The 22,688-nt window shown below is 56.2% G+C and carries 16 protein-coding genes; 8 read left to right on the forward strand and 8 right to left on the reverse strand.

The window, feature by feature from the left end:
• Window positions 1-28: 28 nt before the first annotated feature.
• The gene (locus M4NBBH2_RS07535; protein ID WP_116270361.1) at window positions 29-733 is read right to left on the reverse strand and encodes a response regulator transcription factor; all 705 of its coding nucleotides are present in this window, start codon (window positions 731-733) and stop codon (window positions 29-31) included.
• Window positions 734-914: 181 nt separating this feature from the next.
• On the opposite strand from M4NBBH2_RS07535, the gene M4NBBH2_RS07540 reads away from it, so the two are divergent.
• From M4NBBH2_RS07540 to M4NBBH2_RS07565, 6 genes are all read left to right on the forward strand, one after another.
• Entirely contained in the window at window positions 915-2,591 is a 1,677-nt protein-coding gene (locus tag M4NBBH2_RS07540; RefSeq protein ID WP_124944632.1) for a phosphoethanolamine transferase, read from the forward strand.
• Between the two features lie 74 nt (window positions 2,592-2,665).
• Window positions 2,666-3,871, forward strand: coding sequence for an MFS transporter (locus tag M4NBBH2_RS07545; RefSeq protein ID WP_116270363.1), 1,206 nt, complete (start codon window positions 2,666-2,668; stop codon window positions 3,869-3,871).
• 383 nt (window positions 3,872-4,254) lie between these two features.
• Entirely contained in the window at window positions 4,255-5,526 is a 1,272-nt protein-coding gene (locus M4NBBH2_RS07550) for an efflux RND transporter periplasmic adaptor subunit (RefSeq protein WP_202973739.1), read from the forward strand.
• Window positions 5,527-5,544: 18 nt separating this feature from the next.
• Window positions 5,545-8,703 (forward strand): efflux RND transporter permease subunit, encoded by a 3,159-nt coding sequence (locus M4NBBH2_RS07555; protein WP_116270364.1) that lies wholly within the window; start codon window positions 5,545-5,547, stop codon window positions 8,701-8,703.
• Window positions 8,700-11,849: an efflux RND transporter permease subunit gene (locus tag M4NBBH2_RS07560; RefSeq protein ID WP_116270365.1), complete on the forward strand. Its 3,150-nt coding sequence runs from the start codon at window positions 8,700-8,702 to the stop codon at window positions 11,847-11,849. Before M4NBBH2_RS07555 ends, M4NBBH2_RS07560 begins: the two co-directional genes overlap by 4 nt.
• Window positions 11,850-11,861: 12 nt before the next feature.
• A complete protein-coding gene (locus M4NBBH2_RS07565; RefSeq protein ID WP_116270366.1) occupies window positions 11,862-13,319 on the forward strand; it encodes an efflux transporter outer membrane subunit in 1,458 nt (485 codons plus the stop codon).
• Window positions 13,320-13,385: 66 nt separating this feature from the next.
• On the opposite strand, the gene M4NBBH2_RS07570 is transcribed toward M4NBBH2_RS07565, so the two are convergent.
• Entirely contained in the window at window positions 13,386-14,387 is a 1,002-nt protein-coding gene (locus M4NBBH2_RS07570) for an IS30 family transposase (protein WP_116269326.1), read from the reverse strand.
• Between the two features lie 258 nt (window positions 14,388-14,645).
• Window positions 14,646-15,563, reverse strand: a complete 918-nt coding sequence (locus M4NBBH2_RS07575) for a universal stress protein (protein WP_116270367.1) — start codon at window positions 15,561-15,563, stop codon at window positions 14,646-14,648.
• 286 nt (window positions 15,564-15,849) lie between these two features.
• On the opposite strand from M4NBBH2_RS07575, the gene M4NBBH2_RS07580 reads away from it, so the two are divergent.
• Both M4NBBH2_RS07580 and M4NBBH2_RS11885 read left to right on the forward strand, forming a co-directional pair.
• Window positions 15,850-16,662, forward strand: coding sequence for a MetQ/NlpA family ABC transporter substrate-binding protein (locus M4NBBH2_RS07580; protein WP_370685644.1), 813 nt, complete (start codon window positions 15,850-15,852; stop codon window positions 16,660-16,662).
• A gap of 286 nt (window positions 16,663-16,948) precedes the next feature.
• Window positions 16,949-17,671, forward strand: coding sequence for a DUF6803 family protein (locus tag M4NBBH2_RS11885; RefSeq protein ID WP_174703617.1), 723 nt, complete (start codon window positions 16,949-16,951; stop codon window positions 17,669-17,671).
• 101 nt (window positions 17,672-17,772) lie between these two features.
• Here M4NBBH2_RS11885 and M4NBBH2_RS07590 read toward each other — a convergent pair whose 3' ends face one another.
• The 5 genes from M4NBBH2_RS07590 to M4NBBH2_RS07610 form a co-directional block, all read right to left on the reverse strand.
• Window positions 17,773-18,690 carry a universal stress protein gene (locus tag M4NBBH2_RS07590; protein WP_116270369.1) on the reverse strand — a complete coding sequence of 306 codons (918 nt, stop codon included), beginning with the start codon at window positions 18,688-18,690 and terminating at the stop codon, window positions 17,773-17,775.
• A 56-nt stretch (window positions 18,691-18,746) separates the two neighbouring features.
• Window positions 18,747-20,075, reverse strand: coding sequence for a CapA family protein (locus tag M4NBBH2_RS07595; RefSeq protein WP_116270621.1), 1,329 nt, complete (start codon window positions 20,073-20,075; stop codon window positions 18,747-18,749).
• 96 nt (window positions 20,076-20,171) lie between these two features.
• Window positions 20,172-20,396 (reverse strand): hypothetical protein, encoded by a 225-nt coding sequence (locus M4NBBH2_RS07600; protein ID WP_116270370.1) that lies wholly within the window; start codon window positions 20,394-20,396, stop codon window positions 20,172-20,174.
• A gap of 24 nt (window positions 20,397-20,420) precedes the next feature.
• Window positions 20,421-21,308, reverse strand: coding sequence for a DMT family transporter (locus M4NBBH2_RS07605; protein WP_116270371.1), 888 nt, complete (start codon window positions 21,306-21,308; stop codon window positions 20,421-20,423).
• Window positions 21,309-21,394: 86 nt separating this feature from the next.
• Window positions 21,395-22,465, reverse strand: a complete 1,071-nt coding sequence (locus tag M4NBBH2_RS07610; protein WP_116270372.1) for a LysR family transcriptional regulator — start codon at window positions 22,463-22,465, stop codon at window positions 21,395-21,397.
• Between the last annotated feature and the right edge of the window lie 223 nt (window positions 22,466-22,688).

The following is a 22,688-nucleotide window of genomic DNA, read 5'->3' on the forward strand; positions in this document are numbered from 1 at the left end:
TGGTTCGCCCCGCAGCAGCTGCTGGAATTTATTTGTCTTCTGTCGCTTTGGCTGGTGCCGCGGCCGGTGCGATCGACCAGCCAAATCCCGGATGCGTCTTAATCATCGGCGCAGCAAAGGGTTTATCCACTACATTTCTGAGAAGCCAGAGATTTGAGCGAAGGCTGTCTGAATCCGGGCGGTCTCCGCCCCAGAGAGCTTTCTCAAGTTCGTCGCGCGGCACGATATTCGGGCTCTTTGACATCAGTACCCGAAGAATCTGGAAGCACGCGGGGCTCAGGTGGAGTGTTTTTCCCTCACGTTCAGCGGATGCCGTGGAAAGATAGAGCACGAGGTCCCCAACCTTCAGATCCTTAACCACTTTCCCCTGGCTGCGTCGGAGGACTGCTTCAACACGGGCTGAAAGCTCCCGGAGTGAAAAAGGCTTGACGAGATAATCGTCCGCGCCGCTCTGAAGACCTGCCACACGGTCATCGAGTTCATCGCGCGCGGTGAGCATCATGATAGGAAGAGAATAACCTTCGCTTCGGAGTTTCCGGCACACTTCAATGCCATCCATCCCGGGGAGCCCAAGGTCAAGCAACACGAGATCAAAGGCTCCCGTGTGCACCTGAGCGACTGCCATAGGACCAGTTGAAGCCTCCTCCGCTTTCCAGCCTTTGGCTCTCAGGTATTCCGCGACATTTGAGCGGATATCGTCGTTATCATCTACAACCAGAATGTTTTCCTGCATGGCTCCGGTCCAATCATTTCATCCATCTAATAATACCGAGTTGACAGAGTTCGGTTAAAGCGGCGTGAGACACAAAAATAAAGAGTCTCAGTTGCAAATGTTTCGAATTGCAAGTATTTTGACCTTCATTTGACAGTCTGCAATGCAGACTCGTCACCGTCTAATATGGATAGGTTTCTCTATGTCCGTTCTGCATTCCCTTAAGAGCTTTGTCCGGTATTTCGCGACCGGCGCTACCGGTCTTGCGCTGATTGTCGCGGCCTGGTGGCTGACGGTGGACAGCTTCCCCTTCTGGAAGCTTGCGGCCGCAACCGGTACGAATCCGCTGTCGCTCGCCGGCGTGAAGTTCTACGCCTCAGCGTGGCTCGGACTCTTTTTCCTTTTTGCGGCTCTGGGTACGCTCCTCGCCGCGATTATGGACCGGCGGCTCTATAAAGCGCTGCTCATCATCCTCTCGCTGATCGGCGCGGGCGGTTTCGGTTTCTCGCTTCTTTACGGCGCGGTGATGTCGCCTGACATGCTGCGTAACGCTTTTGCGACCAATGTGGCTGAAACCCGTGACCTGATTTCCCCCGGGCTCATTTTCACGTTCCTCTGCGCCGCGATTCCGCCGATTCTTCTGATCTGGAAGTTTCCGCTGAAACCCGCGCCGCTTAAGGATCACGCGATGCGGTTCCTGGCGGCAATTGCCCTCGTTATTTTCGGCATTGTTTCTCTGCTGGCTGACTTCCAGGGATTCTCGTACTTCATCCGCGGTCAGAAGAGCGCCCGCTATCTGCTGACTCCAGTCAATATCGTTTACTCCGCAGTCAAAACACAGTTTTCGGATGAGGCTCCGGGTTCGGTCAAAGTCCGGACAATCGTGGATAAAACTCCGACCCTGTCCCCTGCCCCTTCCGCGACTGAGCGTCCCCTCCTCGTCGTTGTCGTGACGGGAGAAACCGCCCGTGCGGCGAACTGGGGACTCGATGGCTATGACCGCGACACGACCCCTGAACTCCGTAAGGAAGGCGTGGTGAATTACACTGATGCTTCTTCCTGCGGCACGAGCACCGACGTCTCTGTCCCCTGCATGTTCAGCCGGATTGGACGAGAAAACTACAACCGGAAGAAGATCATTACGGAAGAACCGCTTCCCGCGGTCCTGCAGCGCGCCGGCGTGAAGACGCTTTGGGTGGATAACCAGGGCGGTGATAAGGGAGCGAGCCAGGGGACTCCGTACACGGAACCCGTCAAGTCTCTTCCGAAGGCGCTTCGCGATTCCGTCTGTCCGAATGGCGAATGCTATGACGAAGGCATGGTTCCCTATATTGATCAGGAGAAACTGAAGCCCGGTACGGTAAATGCCCTCTTCTTCCACATGATGGGCAGTCACGGCCCGGCGTACGCCAAGCGCTATCCGGAAAAATTCAATAAGTGGGGTCCGGTCTGCACGAATTCTGATCTCCGGTCCTGTGATCCGAAATCGATCCGGAACGCGTATGACAATTCGATCCTCTACACGGATCACGTGCTGAGCTCCATGATCGACAAACTGAAGGCGATGAAGGACGCGGATACCGCTCTGATCTACATGTCAGACCACGGCGAAAGCCTTGGCGAAAAGGGTCTTTTCCTCCACGGCGCTCCCTATGCGATCGCTCCGAGTGAACAGACTCATATTCCGATGATCCTTTGGGTGTCGGACGGTCTCCGGTCCCGCCTTGGCATTGCGAAGGGGTGCCTTGAAGCCGGCGCGAAAAAACCGGTTTCGCATGACGACATCTGGAGCACGGTTCTTGCTCTCACCCAGGTGAAGAGCTCGACCTACAACGCGAAGCAGGACATTACGGCTGCGTGCCGGAAGCCGTCGAAGTAAGCAAAAACCGACACATAAAACCTTAAGTTCCCCTGGGTCCCGGCCCAGGGGTCTTCTTTTTGCAGGGCATAACTATGAAATTTTCAAAGCTCCCTCCCAAAACAGACCGCGCCAAGATCCCCCGCACGGTCTGGGCCCTCGGATTCGTCTCGCTCTTTATGGATATTTCGTCTGAAATGATCCATGCGGTTCTTCCGCTCTTCATGGCGGTGGGACTCGGAGCCTCGGCCACAGCGATCGGTATCACGGAAGGCGCGGCGGAATCCGTCGCGCTCATCATGAAGGTCTTTTCCGGCATGATCTCTGACCGCTTCGGTCACACGAAGGCACTCGTCTTCACGGGCTACGCACTCGGCGTAATTTCGAAACCGTTCTTCGCCCTTTCTGACACCGTGCTTCAGGTCTTTTGCTGCCGGTTTGCTGACCGAATCGGAAAAGGGATCCGCGGAGCGCCCCGAGACGCCCTGATTGCCACCGTTACACCGAAAGACGTGATGGGAGCGAGTTTTGGACTTCGCCAGTCGCTCGATTCCGCCGGTGCCTTTATTGGCCCGGCTATTGCGGCGCTGCTGATGTGGCTCACGTTTGATAACTACCGGCTCATTTTCTGGTGCGCCCTGATTCCGGGTCTGATCTGCCTTTCACTCATCATCTTTGAAGTGAAAGCGCCGGAACCGAAGAACGCTCACCGGACGAACCCGATTTCCCGCGAAGCTATGGGGAGGCTGTCATCGGCCTTCTGGATGCTGATCGCGGCAGCGGCTGTTTTTTCCCTCGCCCGGTTCTCCAACGCTTTTATCGTGCTTCGCGCGGCTAATGTCGGAATTTCGGCCGCCATGGTGCCGCTCGTGATGGTGCTCATGAACGCAGTGTTCGCGTTTTCGTCCTATCCCTTCGGAAAAGCCGCGGACCGGATCCATCCAATCTGGCTCCTGACACTTGGCATCGTTTTCCTCTTTGCCTCGCAGGTGACTCTTGCTCTTGCGTCATCCCCCGTCTGGGTTCTGGCTGCGGTCGTCCTCTGGGGTCTGCACCTCGGCGCTACTCAGGGCATTTTCTCCGTTTTCATCGCCAAACTCGCCCCTGAAGATCTCCGCGGTACGGCGTTCGGTCTCTATAACCTCGTATCAGGCGGTGCTCTTCTGATCGCCGGTATCGGGGCCGGCGCGCTCTGGGACACGCTCGGCGCATCGGCGTCCTTCTGGGCAGGTGCCTGTTTCGCCGTCATCTCCCTTCTATTCATGCTGATTCTTTCGCGCGGCCCGCTGAAAGACGTCTGAAATAGAAAGCTTTTACCCCGCCCTGCTTGATATCAGGCAGGGTATTTTTTATTTTCTGATACAGAAACTCTCAATTTCCGGCACCTCCCTTTACGTCCGGAGCTCTTAGAATGGGCGGCACCCGCGGGCATAGAAATCATTTTTGTAGACCACCAGAATCAGTCTGATTTCGTTCAGAGAGACACTCAGAAACTTTCCCGGCGCTGACTATCGTTATGTTTGAGTCACCTCACCGGGAAGAAATCGTTTCTTTCCCTTACGCTCGCTTAACAGTTATTACTGGTATCTTTGTCTCATCCAGACTGGCGGAGATGGTGTACCCGGATCGCGCGAATTCATTTCTGGCCGCCTTCCCTGCCAAAAAACAGTTAAAAGGTCCTTCCATGAAACGCCGCAAACTCGTCTTCTCCGCCATTGCCATCCTTGCTGCCGCAGCAATTGGAGGCGGCGGATACCAGTACTGGAAGAATAAAAAATCGAACGCCGCGCCGCAGCAGGCCGGAGGCCGCCGCGGCCGCCGGATGCCGACCTCGGTTCTGACAGTCCCCGCGAAGACCCAGAATGTTGATGTCTACGTTTCAGCTCTCGGTACAGTGACTCCGGCGCAGAGCGTCAGCGTGATCAGCCAGGTGACAGGCCGTCTCACGCAGATTTTCTTCAAGGAAGGGCAGTATGTGAAGCGGGGCGCTCTTCTCGCCAAAGTTGATACCCGAGGATACGAAGCAAACACCGAGCAGTACCGCGGTACTCTTGCTCAAAGCGAAGCTCAGCTTGCGAATGCCCGCCAGGTGCTCTCCCGGTATCAGAAACTTTACGCACAGAATTCCATTTCAAAGCAGGATTACGACGCTCAGGCCGCCCTTGTCAAACAGTATGAAGGCGCGGTTCGGGCGGCAAAAGGCCAGATTTCAGGCGCTCAGGTTTCGGTGGGCTATGGCCGCATCACAGCGCCGATTTCTGGCTTTATCGGTCTCCGGGGTGTGGATATCGGGAACCTCGTAGGACCGAGCGACTCAACCGCCATCGCGACGATTACCCAGACCCGCCCGATTTCTGTCGAATTTTCCATTCCTCAGGCTAACCTCTCTGATGTCGTAACACCGATCCGGGCGGGGAAATCGCTTCGCGTCGAAGTCTACGATCAGAGCGGATCAACGCTGATCGCTCAAAGCACCGTAAAAACGGTAGGAAATTCCATCGATACCACGACCGGTACGGTGAAACTGAAGGCCGATTTCCCGAATACGGATGACAGGCTTTTCCCGAATCAGTTCGTCAATGTGAAACTCATCACCAACGTGCTTGAAAATGCCATCGTTGTGCCGACTGCCGCCGTTCAGACGAGTACGACCGGGCAGTTTGTCTTTACGGTTGACAGTGATTCTGTCGCCCACCGGACTCCGATCAAAATGGGGCCTGACGCCGGTAATGGTTTCACCGCGATTCTTTCGGGCCTCAAGGCAGGCGACCCCGTGATTACATCCGGAGTCGATTCCGCCACGGATGGCGGAAAAGTCAACGTGGTGAAGCCTGCCGCGGCAAACGCCTCTGATGGGGCCACACCGCGGCGGAGAAAACCGTCTGCCACAGGCTCTGACGCCGCCGCGTCCCCCGCAGCCTCCGCTCCCGCCTCGTCCGCCGCTTCTCATTCCTAAAGCGCTGAAGGCCACCAAATGAACCTTTCGCGACTCTTTATTTATCGCCCGATCGCGACGCTCCTTCTGATGATCGCGCTTGTCGTCGCGGGCGCGCTTGGGTACCGATACCTCTCCATTTCGGCCCTGCCCGAAGTGGATTATCCGGTGATCCAGGTGACGACACAGTTCCCGGGTGCCGGTCCTCAGGTGATGACCTCCGGTGTCACCGCGCCGCTTGAGCGCCAGCTCGGCCAGATGTCGGGGCTGAATCAGATGTACTCCGTGACCTCCGGCGGCAATTCGGTGATCACGCTGAAATTCAATCTCGATCTCAGTCTCGATGTGGCGGAACAGGAAGTTCAGGCCGCCATCAACGCGGCTGACGCCCTGCTCCCAAGTGATCTTCCGAATAAGCCGACCTATAAGAAGGTGAATCCGGCAGATACCCCGATTCTTACCATTGCGGCGACTTCTGACACCCTCCCCCTCACCAAGGTCCAGGATCTGATCAACACCCGCGCCGCACTGAAACTCTCCCAGATTTCAGGGGTAGGCCTTGTGAGCCTTGCGGGCGGCCAGCAACAGGCTGTCCGTATCCGCGCGAATCCGGTGAAACTCGCCTCTGCCGGTCTCGCGCTTTCCGATATCAACACCGCGATCAATAACGCGAACGTCAATGGCAGCAAGGGTGGTTTCGACGGGCCCGAGCGGAGTGTCACGATTGACGCGAATGACCAGCTGAAGTCGATTGAGGACTATCAGAACCTCGTTATCAAATATTCGAACGGAAACGCGCTGCGTCTGAAGGATGTGGCAGACGTTGAACTCGCGCCGCAGGATGAATATCAGGAAGCGTTCGCGAACGGCAAACCCGCCATCATCATCAATATTCAGCGTCAGCCTGGCACGAATGTTGTGAATATCGCGGATGACATCAAGGCGGCGCTCCCGGCCATTCAGGAATCGCTCCCCGGATCCGTGAAACTCACGATTCTCGCAGACCGTACGCAGTCGATCCGTGCGTCGATCGATGATGTCCAGACGGAACTCCTGATCGCTATAGGTCTCGTGATCGCGGTCTCGTTCCTCTTCCTTCGGACGCCGACCGCGACGCTCATTCCGAGTCTCGCGGTGCCGCTCTCTATTGTCGGCACTTTCGCCGTGATGTATCTCGCCGGTTTCTCACTCAATAACCTCACGCTGATGGCGCTTACCATCGCGACAGGCTTTGTGATTGACGACGCGATCGTAGTGGTGGAAAACATCCAGCGCCATATTGATGACGGCATGAAACCGCTCGACGCGGCTCTTCTGGGATCAAAGGAAATCGGCTTCACGATTGTGTCGCTCACCTTCTCCCTTATTGCCGTGCTGATTCCGCTTCTCTTCATGGGGGACGTAGTCGGGCGTCTGTTCCGCGAATTCTCGATCACCCTCGCGGTGTCGATCCTGGTCTCGATGGTCGTGTCGCTCACTCTCACGCCGATGCTTTCCGCTTATCTGCTGAAGCATATTCCGGAAGAGAAACACAGCCGCATCACTCAGGATTTCGGCAAGGCCTTTAACTGGCTTCTCAATCTCTATGAGCGCTGCCTTAAGGTCGTACTGAATCATCAGGTCGCGACCCTCTTCGTGGCAATCGGCACGCTTTTTGTCACCGCTCTTCTCTGGATCTGGGTTCCGTCGGGATTCTTCCCTGCGCAGGACACCGGTTTCATTCAGGGCATCACCCGGGCACCTGCTGATATTTCATTCTCTGAAATGGCGAAGCGCCAGGGAGAGCTTGCGGCCCTGATTCAGAAAGATCCTGGCGTTCAGTCCGTGAGCTCGATCGTCGGCGTTGACGCGGTAAACAACAATTCCCTCAACACGGGCCGTCTCCAGATCACGCTGAAACCTTTCGGAGAGCGAGACAGTGCGGACGCCATCATTTCACGGCTGGAAGCCGACGCGGCGAAGGTCCCAGGCATTCACCTCTACGCGATCAAGAACCAGGATCTGAAGGTGGATGATCAGGTCACGCCATCCGAGTACCAGCTGACGCTCAACACGACGGACCAGTCGGAACTCGAAAAATGGGTCCCGATCTTCACGCAGGCGCTTTCGAAGCGTCCTGAACTGAAGGATGTTGTGACGAACCTCATGGGGAACGCCCGCATCGCCTATGTCGATATCGACCGCGAGGCCGCGGCCCGCTATGGACTCACCGCGGATGATGTCGATACGGCGCTTTATAACGCCTTCGGCCAGCGGCTTATCTCCACGATTTACACGCAGTCAAACCAGTACCGCGTCGTGCTTGAGGTGGGTAAGCAGTTCCGGGATGATCTCAATGCCTTCTCGCATATCTATCTGAAAAGCGGTACGGCGACGACAACCAGTTCGGCGTCTTCCGATTCTGCCGCGCCTGCGTCGAGCACCATGGTGCCGCTCACAAGCATCATCCGGGTGACCGAGCAGCTGGGACCCTCTGGCTACGCCCGTCTCTCACAGACTCCGGCTGCCACGGTTTCCTTCAATATCCGGGACGGCTATTCGCTTGATGACGCAAAGAAAGCGATCGAAGACGTGAAGACTCAGATCAAACTTCCGATCACGATGAACCTGAAGCCGCAGGGGTCGCTCTCAGCTTACGAAAACGCGAACGCCAATACGCTCTGGCTCATTTTCGCGGCCGTCATGGTGGTGTACCTCGTGCTCGGCATTCTCTATGAAAGCTGGATTCACCCGGTCACCGTAATTTCGACTCTGCCGTCCGCCGCTATCGGCGCGCTCCTTGCGCTGAAGCTCACCGGAACGGAATTCACACTGATCGCGCTGATCGGCATCATTCTTCTGATCGGCATTGTGAAGAAGAACGCCATCATGATGATTGACTTCGCTCTTGCCGGAGAACGTGCGGGAAAGACGCCGTTTGACGCTATTTACAGCGCCTGTCTGCTGCGTTTCCGTCCGATCATGATGACGACCTTCGCTGCGCTCCTAGGCAACGTTCCTCTGATGCTGGCGACCGGAAGCGGCGCTGAGCTGCGGCGTCCGATGGGCCTTGTGATTGTGGGCGGTCTGATCTTCAGTCAGCTCCTCACGCTTTTCACGACCCCGGTGATTTACCTCTGGTTTGAGCGGCTTGCGTCGCACTTCAGGAAGGGGAAGGCGCTTGAGCCCGAACCTGCCCTCGAGGAGGAAAAACCGTGAACATATCGAGGCTCTTCATCCTGAGGCCGATCGCGACGCTTCTCCTCTCGATCGCCCTCACCGTGGTCGGAGCGGTTTCCTTCCGGTTCCTGCCGGTCGCTCCGATCCCCACGGTCGATATGCCTGTGATTTTTGTGCAGGCATCGCTTGCCGGCGCGTCTCCTGAAACAATGGCCGCAACCGTCGCGACACCGCTTGAGCGCGCGATGGGGCAGATCGCCGGCATTACGGAACTGACGTCCGTCTCATCCCAGGGATCGACTCACGTCATTATCCAGTTCGATATGTCGCGTGACGTCGATGGCGCGGCGCGTGACGTTCAGGCTGCCATCAATGCGGCGCGCAGCCTCCTTCCCTCCGCAATGAAGACGCTTCCGACTTATCACAAAGCGAATCCGTCTTCAGCGCCGATTATGATGCTTGCGATGACGTCTGACCGGCTGAACCGCGGTCAGCTTTACGACCTCGCAAGCTCTAAGCTCCAGCAGCGAATCGCCCAGGTGCAGGGTGTCGGTCAGGTTTCAATCCGAGGCGGCGCTTTGCCGGCAGTCCGTATCGACCTGAAGCCACGGCTTCTTGAAAGCTATGGAATCCCGCTTGATACCGTCCGGAAGGCGGTTGACAGCGCGACATCCAACTCCCCTCGCGGCCTGCTTTCCGGAAAGGCCAGCACCTGGTGGATTGAGGCGAACGGTCAGCTCACGCAGGCGAGCCAGTATCGGGACCTCATCGTGACCTATAAGAACGGGGTTCCGGTGAGACTGAAGGACGTCGCTAACGTCTACGACTCGATTCAGGACAAGTACTCTTCCGGTTACTTCAATTCGAAGCCTTCGGTTTCCATCTCCATCACCCGTCAGGCGGGCGCGAACATGCTGGAAACCATCGATTCGGTGAAGGCTCTGATGCCGGAACTGAATTCCATGCTGCCGGCGGGAACGAAACTCACACTCGCGATTGACCGCTCGAGCACGGTACGCGACGCGCTCCAGGAAACCGAGAAGACCCTGCTCTTCTCTATCCTCCTCGTGATTGTGGTGGTTTACGTGTTCCTGAGGCGGGGACGCGCTACGCTGATTCCCGCAGTCGCCCTTCCGATCTCACTGGTCGGAACATTCAGCGCGATGTATTTCCTCGGCTACAGTCTGGACGCTCTCTCCATGATGGCGCTCATCATCTGTACAGGCTTTGTGGTGGATGACGCGATTGTGGTGGTGGAAAACATCAGCCGCCATATCGAGGAAGGGATGACACCGATGCAGGCCGCGCTGAAAGGCAGCCACGAAATCGGGTTCACGATTCTTTCAATGACTTCGTCCCTGATCGCGGTTTTCATCCCGCTGCTTCTCATGGGAGGCGTTGTCGGAAAGCTCTTCCGGGAATTCGCGGTGACACTTTCTGTCGCGCTCGCGATTTCAATGTTTGTGTCTCTCACACTGACTCCGATGCTCTGCAGCCGTCTTTTCAGGAAAGACGCTCCGAAACCTCATCGGATGCCGAACGGCCGGCGCTGGCCACAAACCGTGGTGCTTGACTGGATCTCTTCCGGTCTCCGGAAACTTCACACGGCCTACGTCGCGAGTCTCGGCACCGTGATGAAGCACAAACTCCTCACGATGGTGATTCTTCTCCTCACTATCGTCGGAAACGTTTTCCTCTACATTACGATCGACAAGGGGCTATTCCCGGATCAGGATACCGGCATTCTCTTCGGTATGGTTCGGGCTGATCAGCAGACAAGCTTTACGCAGATGGATCCGAAGATTCTGCGTCTGAGCAAAATGCTGGAAAAGGATCCCGCCATTGAGTATGTCCTCGCCTCCACGGGCGGCGGCGGATTCGGGTCGCGGAACACCGGACAGTTCTTTATCCGGCTGAAGCCGCTCGATCAGCGTACTGAGACCGCCTCCCAGGTCGCGAACCGGCTTTTCGCGCTTTCCAAGCGGATGCCAGGCACGTCGCTCTTTTTGATGCCGGTTCAGGATTTCCGGACCGGCGGCCGGAGCGCGAACGCGACGTATCAGTACAGTATTCAGAGTGACGATCTCGCGACACTGCGTCAGTGGAGCACGCCGATTTATAAAGCGCTCTCGAAGCTTCCTGAACTCACAAGCGTGGACAGCGACGCGGAAACCGGCGGCTCTGAAGTAAAGGTGATCGTGGATCGCGAAGCCGCTACCCGCTACGGTCTCAATGCCCGGGAAATCGACACTTTCCTGAATGACGCCTTCGCGCAGCGCCAGATCGCGACGCAGTACAAGATGCTGAATCAGTACTACAGCGTGATTGGGCTCGACAGCTCGTGGACTCAGGATCCGAGCGTCCTCACCCGGCTCTTCGTGGTGACTTCTGCCGGAAAGCAGATTCCGGTCTCGAATTTCGCTCGCATTGAATATTCGACCACACCGCTTTCGGTTGACCATGAGGATCAGACCGCGACAACGACCATTGCCTTCAATCTGGCTGACGGTGTGTCACTCGACACCGCCAAGGCCGCGATTGATCGCACAATGGCGTCCCTCGGTCTCCCGGACTCGGTTCACGGAAGTTTCGCTGGGACTGCCGCCACGTTCCAGAAAACCATGGGGCAGATTCCGCTTCTCATCCTGACCGCGATCCTCGTGATCTACATTCTGCTGGGCATTCTGTATGAGAGCTGGATCCACCCGATCACGATTCTCTCGACACTGCCCTCCGCCGGCATCGGTGCCCTGCTCCTGATGGAAATCACTGGTACGCAGTTCACTGTGATCGCGTTCATCGGCATTCTTCTCCTTATCGGCATTGTGAAGAAGAACGCTATTCTGATGGTGGACTTCGCGATTGCCGCGGAGAGAGAAGGACGGACCCCGGAGGAAGCCATTATTGAGGCCTGCCGTAAGCGTTTCCGCCCGATTCTGATGACCTCCTGCGCGGCGTTTTTCGGCGCGGTGCCGCTTCTCCTTCAGACCGGCAGCAACGCGTCATTCCATCGGCCGCTCGGCATCGCGATCTGCGGCGGCCTTGTGGTGAGTCAGATTCTGACGCTCTACACCACTCCTGTGGTTTATGTTTATCTTGACCGGTTTGGTTCCTGGGCCAAACGACTCTGGAGACGGTTCTTCAAAGGGAACGGTACGGCTGCTGCCGTTACCGCCGGAAAGTAAGAGGAAAGAAACATGAAGAAGACTTTTGAAAGTACCCAGACCGCTGTACGGACACCGCTGAAACTCGCGGCGGCCGCTGCAGCCGCCCTCCTCATCCTTTCCGGATGCGCAGTCGGCCCGAACTACACCCGGCCGTCCGCCGTGAGCCAGATGCCCGCGCAGTTCAAAGAGGCTCCTGCCGGCTGGAAATCGGCCACGCCGAATGACGCCGCCCTTAAGGGAGACTGGTGGACGATGTATGGCGATCCGGTGCTGAACAGCCTGGAATCCCAGGTCGAAATCAATAACCAGAACGTCGCGCAGTACGCCCAGAAGTACCTGCAGGCTGTCGCCCTGGTCGCGCAGTCTGACGCCGCCCTTTACCCGTCCATTACGGCCGGCGCATCCGGATCCCGCGGACGGACTGCCGGTGTCACCAAGAACACCATCAGTTTCCAGGGAAATTTCTCCTGGGAACCGGATCTCTGGGGAAAACTCCGCAGGGCCCGGACCGCCGATGAAGCAAGCGCCGAAGCTTCCGCAGCGGATCTCGCAAATGCCCGTCTTTCCGCTCAGGCGAGCCTCGCCGAAGACTATTTTACGCTTCGCGTTCTGGACCGCCGCATCGCGGTTTACGGCGAAACGATCAAGGTTTATCAGAAGAATGTCGAAACTCTGAGGAATCAGTACGAAAGCGGCCAGATCGCGAAATCCGACCTGACGTCCGCTGAGCAGTCACTCTACTCGGCGGAAGCATCGCGTGACGCCCTGAAGTCCTCCCGGGCTCAGTATGAACACGCGATCGCGGTTCTGATTGGCAAGGCTCCGGCTGAATTTACGCTCCTGCCTCAGGACACAGCACTGCCTTCTGTTCCGGCAATTCCTGCAGCCATTCCGAGTACGCTTCTTGAACGGCGTCCGGATATCGCATCCGCCGAGCGTGCGGTCGCCGCTGCCAATGAAAAGATCGGCATCGCGATTGCCGGCTATTACCCGGACATCACCCTTTCCGGTTCCGGCGGCTGGAGCGGCGGACATTTTTCCCAGCTGATCAGCGCGGATCACCTTCTCTGGTCACTTGGCGCGTCAGCCGCGCAGACAATCTTCGACGCAGGTTCCACCCGGGCCAAGGTGGCTCAGGCCCGCGCGGCTTATGAGCAATCTGTCACCGCTTACCGTCAAACCGTGCTCGAGGCGTTCCAGACGACAGAAGACGCGCTCTCCTCACAGGCGAGCCTTGCCTCTCAGGTGGCGAACACGCGGAAATCCCTCTCCGCGGCGACTGAGACCGCTTCCATTCTGATGAATCGCTATAAGGCCGGGATGATTGATTACACCAATGTTTCTTCATCCGAAGCCACAAGGCTTTCCAGCGAACAGTCGCTGCTATCACTCCAGTCGCAGGAACTCGTGAACAGTGTCGAACTCATCAAAGCGCTGGGAGGCGGCTGGAAGGGACTGGATCCTTCGCATAAGACCGTTAATCCGTAATACCGGTTTTTAATACGCGCACCGCCAGGCTAACCCCCTGGCGGTTTATTTTTGAGCGGTGAATTATCAAATCAAGTGCAAAGTTACTGAATAAAAGACTTCAGCCGGACACTTCCAATTGAGACGTTTTCTGGGTCTGAAATTCAGAGCATTGAACCGTTTCTGAACTTCTGTCTGAGAAATTTTATCGATACTCATTCCTTTTGGGAAAAAGTCTCTAAGAAGTCCGTTTGTATTTTCATTACTTCCTTTCTCCCATGGATGATGAGGCAAGCAGAAATACACTTTGGTTCTGAGATCTTTCTCCAGTTTTTCAGCCCAGGAAAATTCTTTTCCGCGATCTACGGTAATCGTACGCAGATCCTTATCTGACAGAGATTTCTCAATTACGGCAGACACATCGGCCGCAGTCTTGGAAGCGGTTTTCCCGCCACAGAGAAAGCCGGACTTCCTATCGACCAGAGTCGTGAGGCAGGCTCCGCCCTTTTTTCCGATGACGGTATCGCCTTCCCAATCCCCCAGGCAAGATCTGTTCTGAGCTTCCAGGGGTCGCTCTTCAATGCTGTGAGTGATCTGGATCTTTCCTCGCCTCTCGGTCATGCCTTTACGGTGACGCGTTTTACCGTGGTGTCGCAGGTGTCGGGACATCTTTCGGCCATCCACAAAGCGATCCAGAAAGCCAGAATTGATTCCTCGGTAGATTGTCGTGGCGCTGATCCTTAGATTCGGCAGCTCCTTTCTGAGACGGTATTGAATCTGCTCCGGAGACCAGAATTTCTTAACCAGCAGATTTGAGACAATCCTTGTCAGCAACGAGTCAGACTTCAGAATGTTTCTCTTTCCGCAATGCTTTCTCTGTCTCTGATATCGGGCCTGCGCGGCACAGGGATCATAGGCAGCTGAAGCCCCATCCTGGGCCGATACAGCCTTGTTTCGCTTCAGTTCGCGGGAGATCGTAGAAACATTTTTCCCAATCGCACATGCAATTTCAGACAGGGATTTGCCTGAAATCGTTAAAGCCGAAATAAATACTCTGTCCCGAAGAGTAAGATGATGATAGTGGCTCATGAGCTCCCTCTATAGTTATCTTGACAATCTCTATTATGGAAGCTTTATGGGCCACTATTCTTTTCTCAGGCTTTGCACTTGAAGTGATAATTCGCCGCTATAGAAAAGCCTGTCCTCCTTAGAGACTTTTCTTTTGTATTTTTCTCTATTCCTATTTTTTTAAGCGGCTAAATTACTCTACCTTGGTATTTATTAGGGACCAAAATCAAAAAAATTCCCGGTTCCCCGGGAATTTTCTCCTGAAACAGCCGATTCTTATCAGACACCCTGCGGTGCGTCGCTGCCCTCACGGATAATCAGAAGCGGCACATTGCCTTCGGCCGCCACATGCGTCGCAACCGACCCCATCACGGCGCTCTTGAAGTTTGTATAGCCGTGGGACCCCATCACGAGAAGATCGAGGTGTTTATCTTCGACGTAATCAGAAATTTCGTCCCGCGGGTCACCCGTCAGCATCACCTCTTTTACTTTCAGGCCATTCTCCTTGAAGATCGGTCTTACCTGGTTCATCGCGGCTTCAAAGTCTTCCTTTTCAAGCCTCTCGAAGTCATCGTCTGACAGCTGCTTCCCATCGACCGCGGCGATCACCGAATACTTCGCGTCCCGCATATCGGACACCACATTGATTACCTGGAATTCCGCTCCCGGTCCGAAAAGATCCGGATTTTCAGCTACATATCGGGCCGCTGCGACCCCGTAGGTTGAACCGTCAATCGCGATACCGACCGTGAGGTCTTCCTTCGCCGGAGTCTCCTTCCCTCGGAGAATCAGCATCGGGGTCGTAGTCTGCGCGAGAACACCCGTGGTAACGGATCCCATGAAAAGCCCCTGGTAGGCGCTGAGCCCCCGGGATCCCATAATGATGAGGTCAGGCTGGAACTCAGCGGCCTCTTCGGCAATCGTATCGGCGGGGACACCGACCTTCACTTTTTCACGGGCGGTCATGCCCTCGGACTTGAAGATCTTCCGGATAGGAATAAACGTGTTTTCGGCCTCCTTCGCGGTGTGCTCATCGAGCGTTTCCCGCGAGAACAGTTTCTGCAGGAACGTGGGAGGAGTCTGAACGTTAAGGAGCTCAATATCGGGATGCTTCCCGAGGAGAGACGCCCGGGTAGCCACAAAATCAATCGCTGAACGGCTGTAAACGCTGCCGTCGACCGGAAGAAGAATCTTCATAAAAACCCCGTTTCTTTGAAAAGCGCGAGGACGCTTTCCTTGATTGTGTTCCATTAATTATATCTTTGCTTTTCCGGAACGCTGTCACGACGCGGCTTTGGCACCGCCGGTATTACTGTTTTTGATCCTCCACAGGAGTTTTCCAGAGGATCTTTGGTAATACCTCACGGAGCACAGGATTCCCGGAACATCTTTTTTTTCTCTCAGGTACAACTGTTCTCACGGGGCGCGGCTATGAGGGCCGCCACCCCTTGAAGACAAAATCAAGTTCTGGAGAAATACTATGCTGAATCGCCGTTCCCTCTTCGCAGCCTTTGCCGCTGCCGCTCTTTCGACTCCGTTCTTTGCCTCCGGCGCCCTCGCCGCCTCCTCCACCCCCGTGATCCGTGTCGGCATCAACCCGGGCGGACAGGCTGAGATCATGGAAGTCGTGAAGAAGAACGCCGAGAAGCTGGGTCTCCAGATCAAGGTGTTCGAGTTCAGCGATTACATCGCTCCGAATGTGGCGCTCGACACGGGTGACATCGATATCAACAGCTTCCAGCATCAGCCCTACCTTGACCGTCAGATCAAGGATCGTCACTACAAGATTGAGAGCGTCGCGAAGACCATTATTTCGCCTCTCGTCTTCTTCACGAACAAGGGCTACAAGAGCTTCAAGGACATTCCGAATGGCTCCAAGATCGCTATTCCGAATGACGCCACGAATGAAGGCCGCGCGCTTCTGATCCTTCAGAACGCGGGCTACATCAAGCTCCGCCCGGGTTCCGGTCTCCAGGCGACGCCGCTCGATATCGTCTCGAACCCGAAGAAGCTGAAGTTTGTCGAAATCGAGGCTCCGCAGCTGCCGCGCGCTCTGCCTGATGTGGCAGCCGCCGCCGTGAACGGCACCTATGCCCGCCCAGCCGGTCTCTCGATCGCGAAGCAGGGTGTTCTCGTTGAGAGCGCCAAGGGGTCCGCTTACGCCAATGTTCTCGTCGTCCGTACGGCTGACAAAAATAAGCCCTGGGTGAAGACCTTCATCAAGGCCTATCACCAGCCGAACGTGAAGGCGTTCATCGAAAAACGGTTTGGGGATTCCACTTTCCCAGCCTGGTAAGTTTCTGCAGTTTGTCTCTGTCTTTTCTCTCCGTATTTTTTGAGCCCGGTATTTCCGGGCTCTTTTTTTCTGCCCTGAGACAAATGTAACGAAGTGATTCTCACCCCCTGCATTTCTCTCAAAGACACAAAAAAGAGCAGAAAATAGCGCCTTCTGCGGGGGAAGCCTGACCGATCAGTTTCAGCCATCCATACCCGCAGGCTATCACTCACTTTTCAATCTCCGAGGCGCTGTCCGATTTCTGTGAACCCCGCCCAATCGGAGAAAAAGCCAGAAGGACAACATTATGTCAATGACCGCCTATATGGCGCTGCTCGCTGCCAATCAGCCGTGGAATCTGATTCTCTTCATGGTGATCCCGGTCGCGTGCGCGGAAACCCTCGTCGCCAGCGAATTCTTTGTTCTCTACGGGAAAGCCACCCACGGTGACGCTGCCCAGTCGACGTTCGCCGAGAAGCTCACGAAGTACCTCGGTTTCTTCCTCGCAATTTACTACGCCTGCCTCGTCGTGTATCTCCTCGTCGCAGTCGTACCGGGAATTGAGTGGCAGGGTCCGATTGACATCCTCGCGATCGCGTTCTTCTTCCTCGCCTTTATTCCGGCGGTTTTGATTGCCCTCTCCGGCCGTCACCTGAGCGTGAAGCAGATCAAGCATCACTTCATCTGGCTCATCAGCTACCTCATCATCGCCCATCTCGCGATGGTGTTCGGCATGCTCGACCCCGCTCTCACGGGCGACGCGCATCCGATGCATGACCACGCCGCCATGGAAATGAATTCCGGCGCCCCGATGCAGATGGATCCTTCTTCCGGCCGTATGGATATGGGCCCCTCGAACGCCGCCCCGATGCAGCAGGAACCGAATACCCAGGGGTCTGACGCTGCCGCGTCCCAGCCCGCGTCTGACGGAATGACCTCAGTCTCCGCCTCTTCCCCCGCTGCCGCCATGCCGATGGGGTCCTCCCCGGCTGACATGCAGGGTCACGATCACATGCATATGCAGCACTGAACGGAAAGATTCACGCCGAAGGCTTTCTTCGGCGGACCGGCAGCATAAAGGAGCGGCTTTCAGGGTCGCTCCCTTTTTCTTAGTCAGAATCAGGAATCCGTTCAGGGACGATCGCCGAGGCGGGCTGCCGTACGGATCACCATGACCGGAATCGTGGTGGCGGCGAGGACATGGGCCGCAACGGATCCCAGCACCGCGGATTCAAACTTGTTGTATCCGTGAGACCCCATGATGAGGAGGTCAAACTGCTGCGATTTCGCGAATTCCGAAATCTGTTCCGAGGGGTTCCCGTGAAGACAGACCTCCTTCACCGGCACATCCGCTTCCTGGAAGATCGGGCGGATCGAACGCATGGCCTCATCAAACTCCTCAGCCTCAAGCTTCTCCGCTTCGTCCCCTGTCAGACGGCCTTCCGTCATCGCGTAAAGCATCGAGTAGTCGTGACCTGAATAGTCATTCACCACCGTGAAGACCGTGAAGGGGTTCCCTGGTCCGAAGAGATGGCGGTGCCGCACAACGTATCGGGCAGCTGCCTCACTGTAGGCGGAACCATCAACCGCGAGACCGATCTTCAGTTCTTTTCCTTCCGGAGCCTTGTCACCCCGGAGAATCAGAATCGGCACACGGGTGCGGGCAAGCACTCCGGTCGTCACGGAGCCGAGCAGCATCTCAGCGATCCGGCCGCGGCCGCGGCTTCCCATAACGATAAGATCCGGATGAATCTTATCGGCCTCTTCCGCGATCATTTCCGCGGGATTGCCGACCGCGGTCCGTTCGCGGACTGAAATCCCCGCCATGGATAGCTTCTTACGGGCTTCGCCAAAAGCCTTCTCTTCAGCTGCATGGTAATACGCGTCGATTTTTTCCTGCCCGAGCAGCGCGCTCCGGTTGGAGAAGGGAGTCTGAACGTTGAAAAGCGTGACTTCGGGATTCTCGCCGAGGAGCGACGCGCGGCTCGCTACAAAACTCACCGCATGTTCGCTGAGCGGGCTGTTATCGACTGGCAATAGGATCTTCATAGTGATTCATCCTGAGGTTAGATGTACGTACTGAAAATGCTTCTTTGATTATTCTTTTACTCTTTAATCCCGAGCTTAACGCGGCCGACTCCGTTTTCAGCCTGGATTTTCGTCCCGTAGGGCTCAGAAAGATCTTTGAGGTGGCTGAGGATCGCTTTCGCCTCGTCCCCTTCGGCAAGACGGGGGAGTCCCCGCTGTGAGCGCGAATCTTTCTGGCCGAGCGTCACGGGGTGAAGCACAAGGTCCCTTACCTTACCATCCGCTACGATCCACTCCGGAACCACAGCTTCCCAGATATGGGGATCCACAATGTAACCCCGCGTTCCGTTCGCGCTTCGGGCATCCATATAGGCACCAACCTTGGTGTCAGCCGGCATGCCTTTTCCGATGAAAGCGTCAGCGGGCTGCCGCGCGACTGTCTCGGTTTCAAAGATAAAGTTTCCGATACTGTAGAAAACGGGAGCGCCTTTATAAATTTCAAGTCCCCGCAGCTGATGAGGTCCATGACCGATCACAGCCGAGGCTCCGGCATCCACGCAGGCATGAGCAAAGGTTTCGAGGAATTCAGGCGGCACCATCGTGTCGCGCCCCTTCATTTCGTGGGTATGAACAGAAACCACCACGATATCCGCCTGCCGCTTCGCCTCGCGGATCTCAGCCACTGTCCGTTTCAGGTCGATGGCAAGCGGCTCCGTCTCATTCCGCTCCGGATCCGTTTCAAGATCATTCAGCTCGAAATTCATTCCTCCGAGCGGCATCGTGCCTTCCGGGTACGGTGACGAATATCCGGTCGCGATCAGATAGTCTTTCTGGGCATTCACTTCGGTCACCCGGGCGAGTTCCTCCGCCATCGCGAAGTGCCGGGCGTTCACATGGTGAATTGTGCGGAACCGAAGCGGATTAAGTCCCGGGCGCCCGGGCATATCCACACCCTGGCTTCCCGCAATTGCTGCCGGGTCGAGTGTTGACGCCACGCCGATCAGGGCCACTCTTCCATGCCGGGTTTCGAGATACGCCGCGCGGGACGCGTCTTCAAGCGTCCTACCGGTCCCTGCGAAAATCATCCCGCGCTCTTCAAGATGCCGGATTGTGGCGGTCACCCCACCCTCACCGAAGTCACCCGAGTGGTTATTCGCGGTGTTATAGAGATTGAAACCGAACCGCCGCATATCGTCGAGCATGGAGGGATCGGTCATCGCCCAGGTTCCGCCGGACGCTGCGGCCGGGGATCCCTCACACCGATGAAAGGTCATCTCAAGATTAGCGAACCGCACATCATGATCCCGGATCAGTTTGCGAAGCTTCTCAAAGCCATCGTATCCGTCCTCTGAAATATGACGCGTGATGAAACTGTCGCCGGTCGCGACAAAAGTTACCTTCGCCATGCTCTCCATCCCTTTTCTCTTGGAACGCGGCGGATTCCGTCCGGTATCCACCATTTCTGTAATACTACCGCCGGGATGAGCGGAAAGATATCGGAATTATGGTGTTTTAGTGCCCGGATCCCGGGCACTTTCGGGGGGCTCCTCACCCTTCTTTCCGGCCGTGAACCCCGCGGCTTTCAGTTCGTTATAGGCGTCCAGCGACAGGATCACCGCGGTCCCCGCCCGGCAGCCTGAAACGAGAATCGGGCCTCCCGAAATGGCGGCCTCCGCGACCGCCAGATCGGGGTGAAGCAGAAAGTTTTCAAAATCAATGACTTTCATTATTTTTTCTCCTAAATGCCGGGCTCAGCCTTTTTTCCCGTGAACGAGCGTTGCCTCCATCTTTTTCGTTGTCACGGAGGCCGCGACACCGGACGCGAGCACCAGCGACATCGCGATCAGTGACATCACAGTGATCGGATCATCGAAGATAAAGTAGCCGAAAATTGCGGAGAACGGGATCGCTGAAAAACCAAGACAGGATGAAAGGAGCAGGTTCCCGTAGGCGTAGGCCCGGGTCATAAATATCTGACCCAGTGTCGCGAACACACCGATTCCCAGAATGCAGAGCGCTCCATGCGGGCTCGGGTAATGGAAACCGTCAGAAAACACCCACTGTCCGATAAAGGAAAAGATTGCACCTAGCAGCGAGAAGTAGAACACGATTCTCCAGGAAGGTTCACCCAGCTTCCCCATCTTCTGCATCTGCCAGTAGACGAGAAGATCAATCGCTGAGATGAAAAGGCAGACAAGCCCCGGAATGAAATCCTTTTCATGAAATTCCGGCCGCAGAATCAGCGTAATACCGATGAACCCCACGAGAATAGACGCCACCATCGCCCAGGGAGCCCGTTCGTGCTTCATCTTCGCGAGCACGATGAAGTTCGCAGCCATAAAAAGCGGGGTCGTATAGATCAGCGTCATATTGGTGCTTAACGTCATATCGCGGAGCGTGAAGAACCAGAGCGCCACGGACAGCACCCCAAGCCCCGATCGGATCATGTGCTCCCTGAAATGCTCCGTCCGCATGGACCCGTGCTGGGACGCCGCAAGAAACATCATGAGCACCATGCCGAAAACCGACCGGTAGAACACCAGTTCGAGTGACCCGAATTCACCGGATGAAAGCTTCACGATCGCGGCCATCAGAGAAAAACTGGCGGCGGCCGCGAGTGACCAAAGGGAGGAAAGCATGAGTGCGGACTCCAAAGCGGCTCTGCCGCGGAGCAATTGGTTCGTCTGTAGCCTGAGATCTTAGCGCATCGGATACATCAGCCCCGTCAGACCGCCGCGAACCGGACAGCGGCGTGCCGCACCGGTTTTCCAAAGTCACCGGTTTTCACTGTGTAAAGTGAATCCCGGACCCAGGGAACCAGACGGGCGATAGCCGGCGCGACGGACGCCTCGTAGTGATCCCGGATCACACCTGCCACGGCATCCGCGACCCAAGGCCGGGCTCCCTTCTTCGTAATAATGGATGCCCGTCTGAGCAGCACGGGGGGCAGCATCGGAACCGCGTTCACCTCGCGCGCAAGGTCCGGATACTGCGCGAGCGTGGTCGGCCGGGCAAGAGCCCAGCCGTGCCCCTCCGCGGTGAGCTTAAGAAGAAGGGAATTTTCGTTCACGACGATCCGTCCGGGAAACTCCAGCGCGTGGGTGTTGAAGTAATTCACTTCGCTCTGCCCCGCGGCATTCATTTTGGAGCAGCGGATGTGGGGCAGACCGCAGGTGCGAAGCGACTCCCAGGTAATCGGGGTCCCGAGCGGCGCGAGATCAAACGGCTTTGGGAAAATGAGGATCGACGGTTCCTCAAACACCGGGATACGGTTCAGGTCATTCCGGTTCGCAAACGGATTTGAGCAGAAAAGCATATCGAGCTCGCCGGCATCGAGTTCCGGAAGCATCGCGCCGCTTGAAGCGACAACGATCCGGATATCGGAGAGGCGGGATGCAAGGCGTGACGCAATCACATCCGCGTAGCTCCAGGCGACGCTTTCACAGATTCCGATCCTTAAAGAGGGCCTGATTGCGTTCGCTTCGCGAAGCCCCTGCAGAAGGTGTGTGAGTTCGGTCTGCTCAGAATCGAGAAAACGAAGCAGCGCATCCCCCTCCGGGGTCAGCCGGATCGGCCGCGTCGAGCGGTCGAGCAGCGTGACGCCAAGCGCCGCTTCAAGCCCCGCGACATCGCGGGACACCGAGGGCTGACTTTTCCCCACACGCTTTGCCGCTTCTGAAAGGCTCCGGGTCGCACCGAAAGCCACAAAGGCCCGGGCACCGTCCTGCAGGATTGCGTGCGCCGGATTCCGCCCCGGGGTATCGTCCGTCAGTGTCTCTTCCAATAGTTTTCCCATAACGCCCTGCTCCGTTTCGACTCAGAGAAACGACCGATATCATTTATTCATAATTTAACTAATTGAGAACCAGTCTCAATTATCTGCGTGATTCAAAAAACCGAGTATCTGCCGCTTTTTCAGCATTATGGAGTTTTTCAGACTCACCTGCTGAATAATCAGATTTCATTATATGAATACTGTTTTCTGAGAACTAAGCCTTTCGAATAATATAAAAACAGAC

Origin of the sequence: Mesosutterella multiformis, assembly GCF_003402575.1 — a bacterium.
In the GTDB taxonomy this organism is placed as follows: Bacteria; Pseudomonadota; Gammaproteobacteria; order Burkholderiales; family Burkholderiaceae_F; genus Mesosutterella; species Mesosutterella multiformis.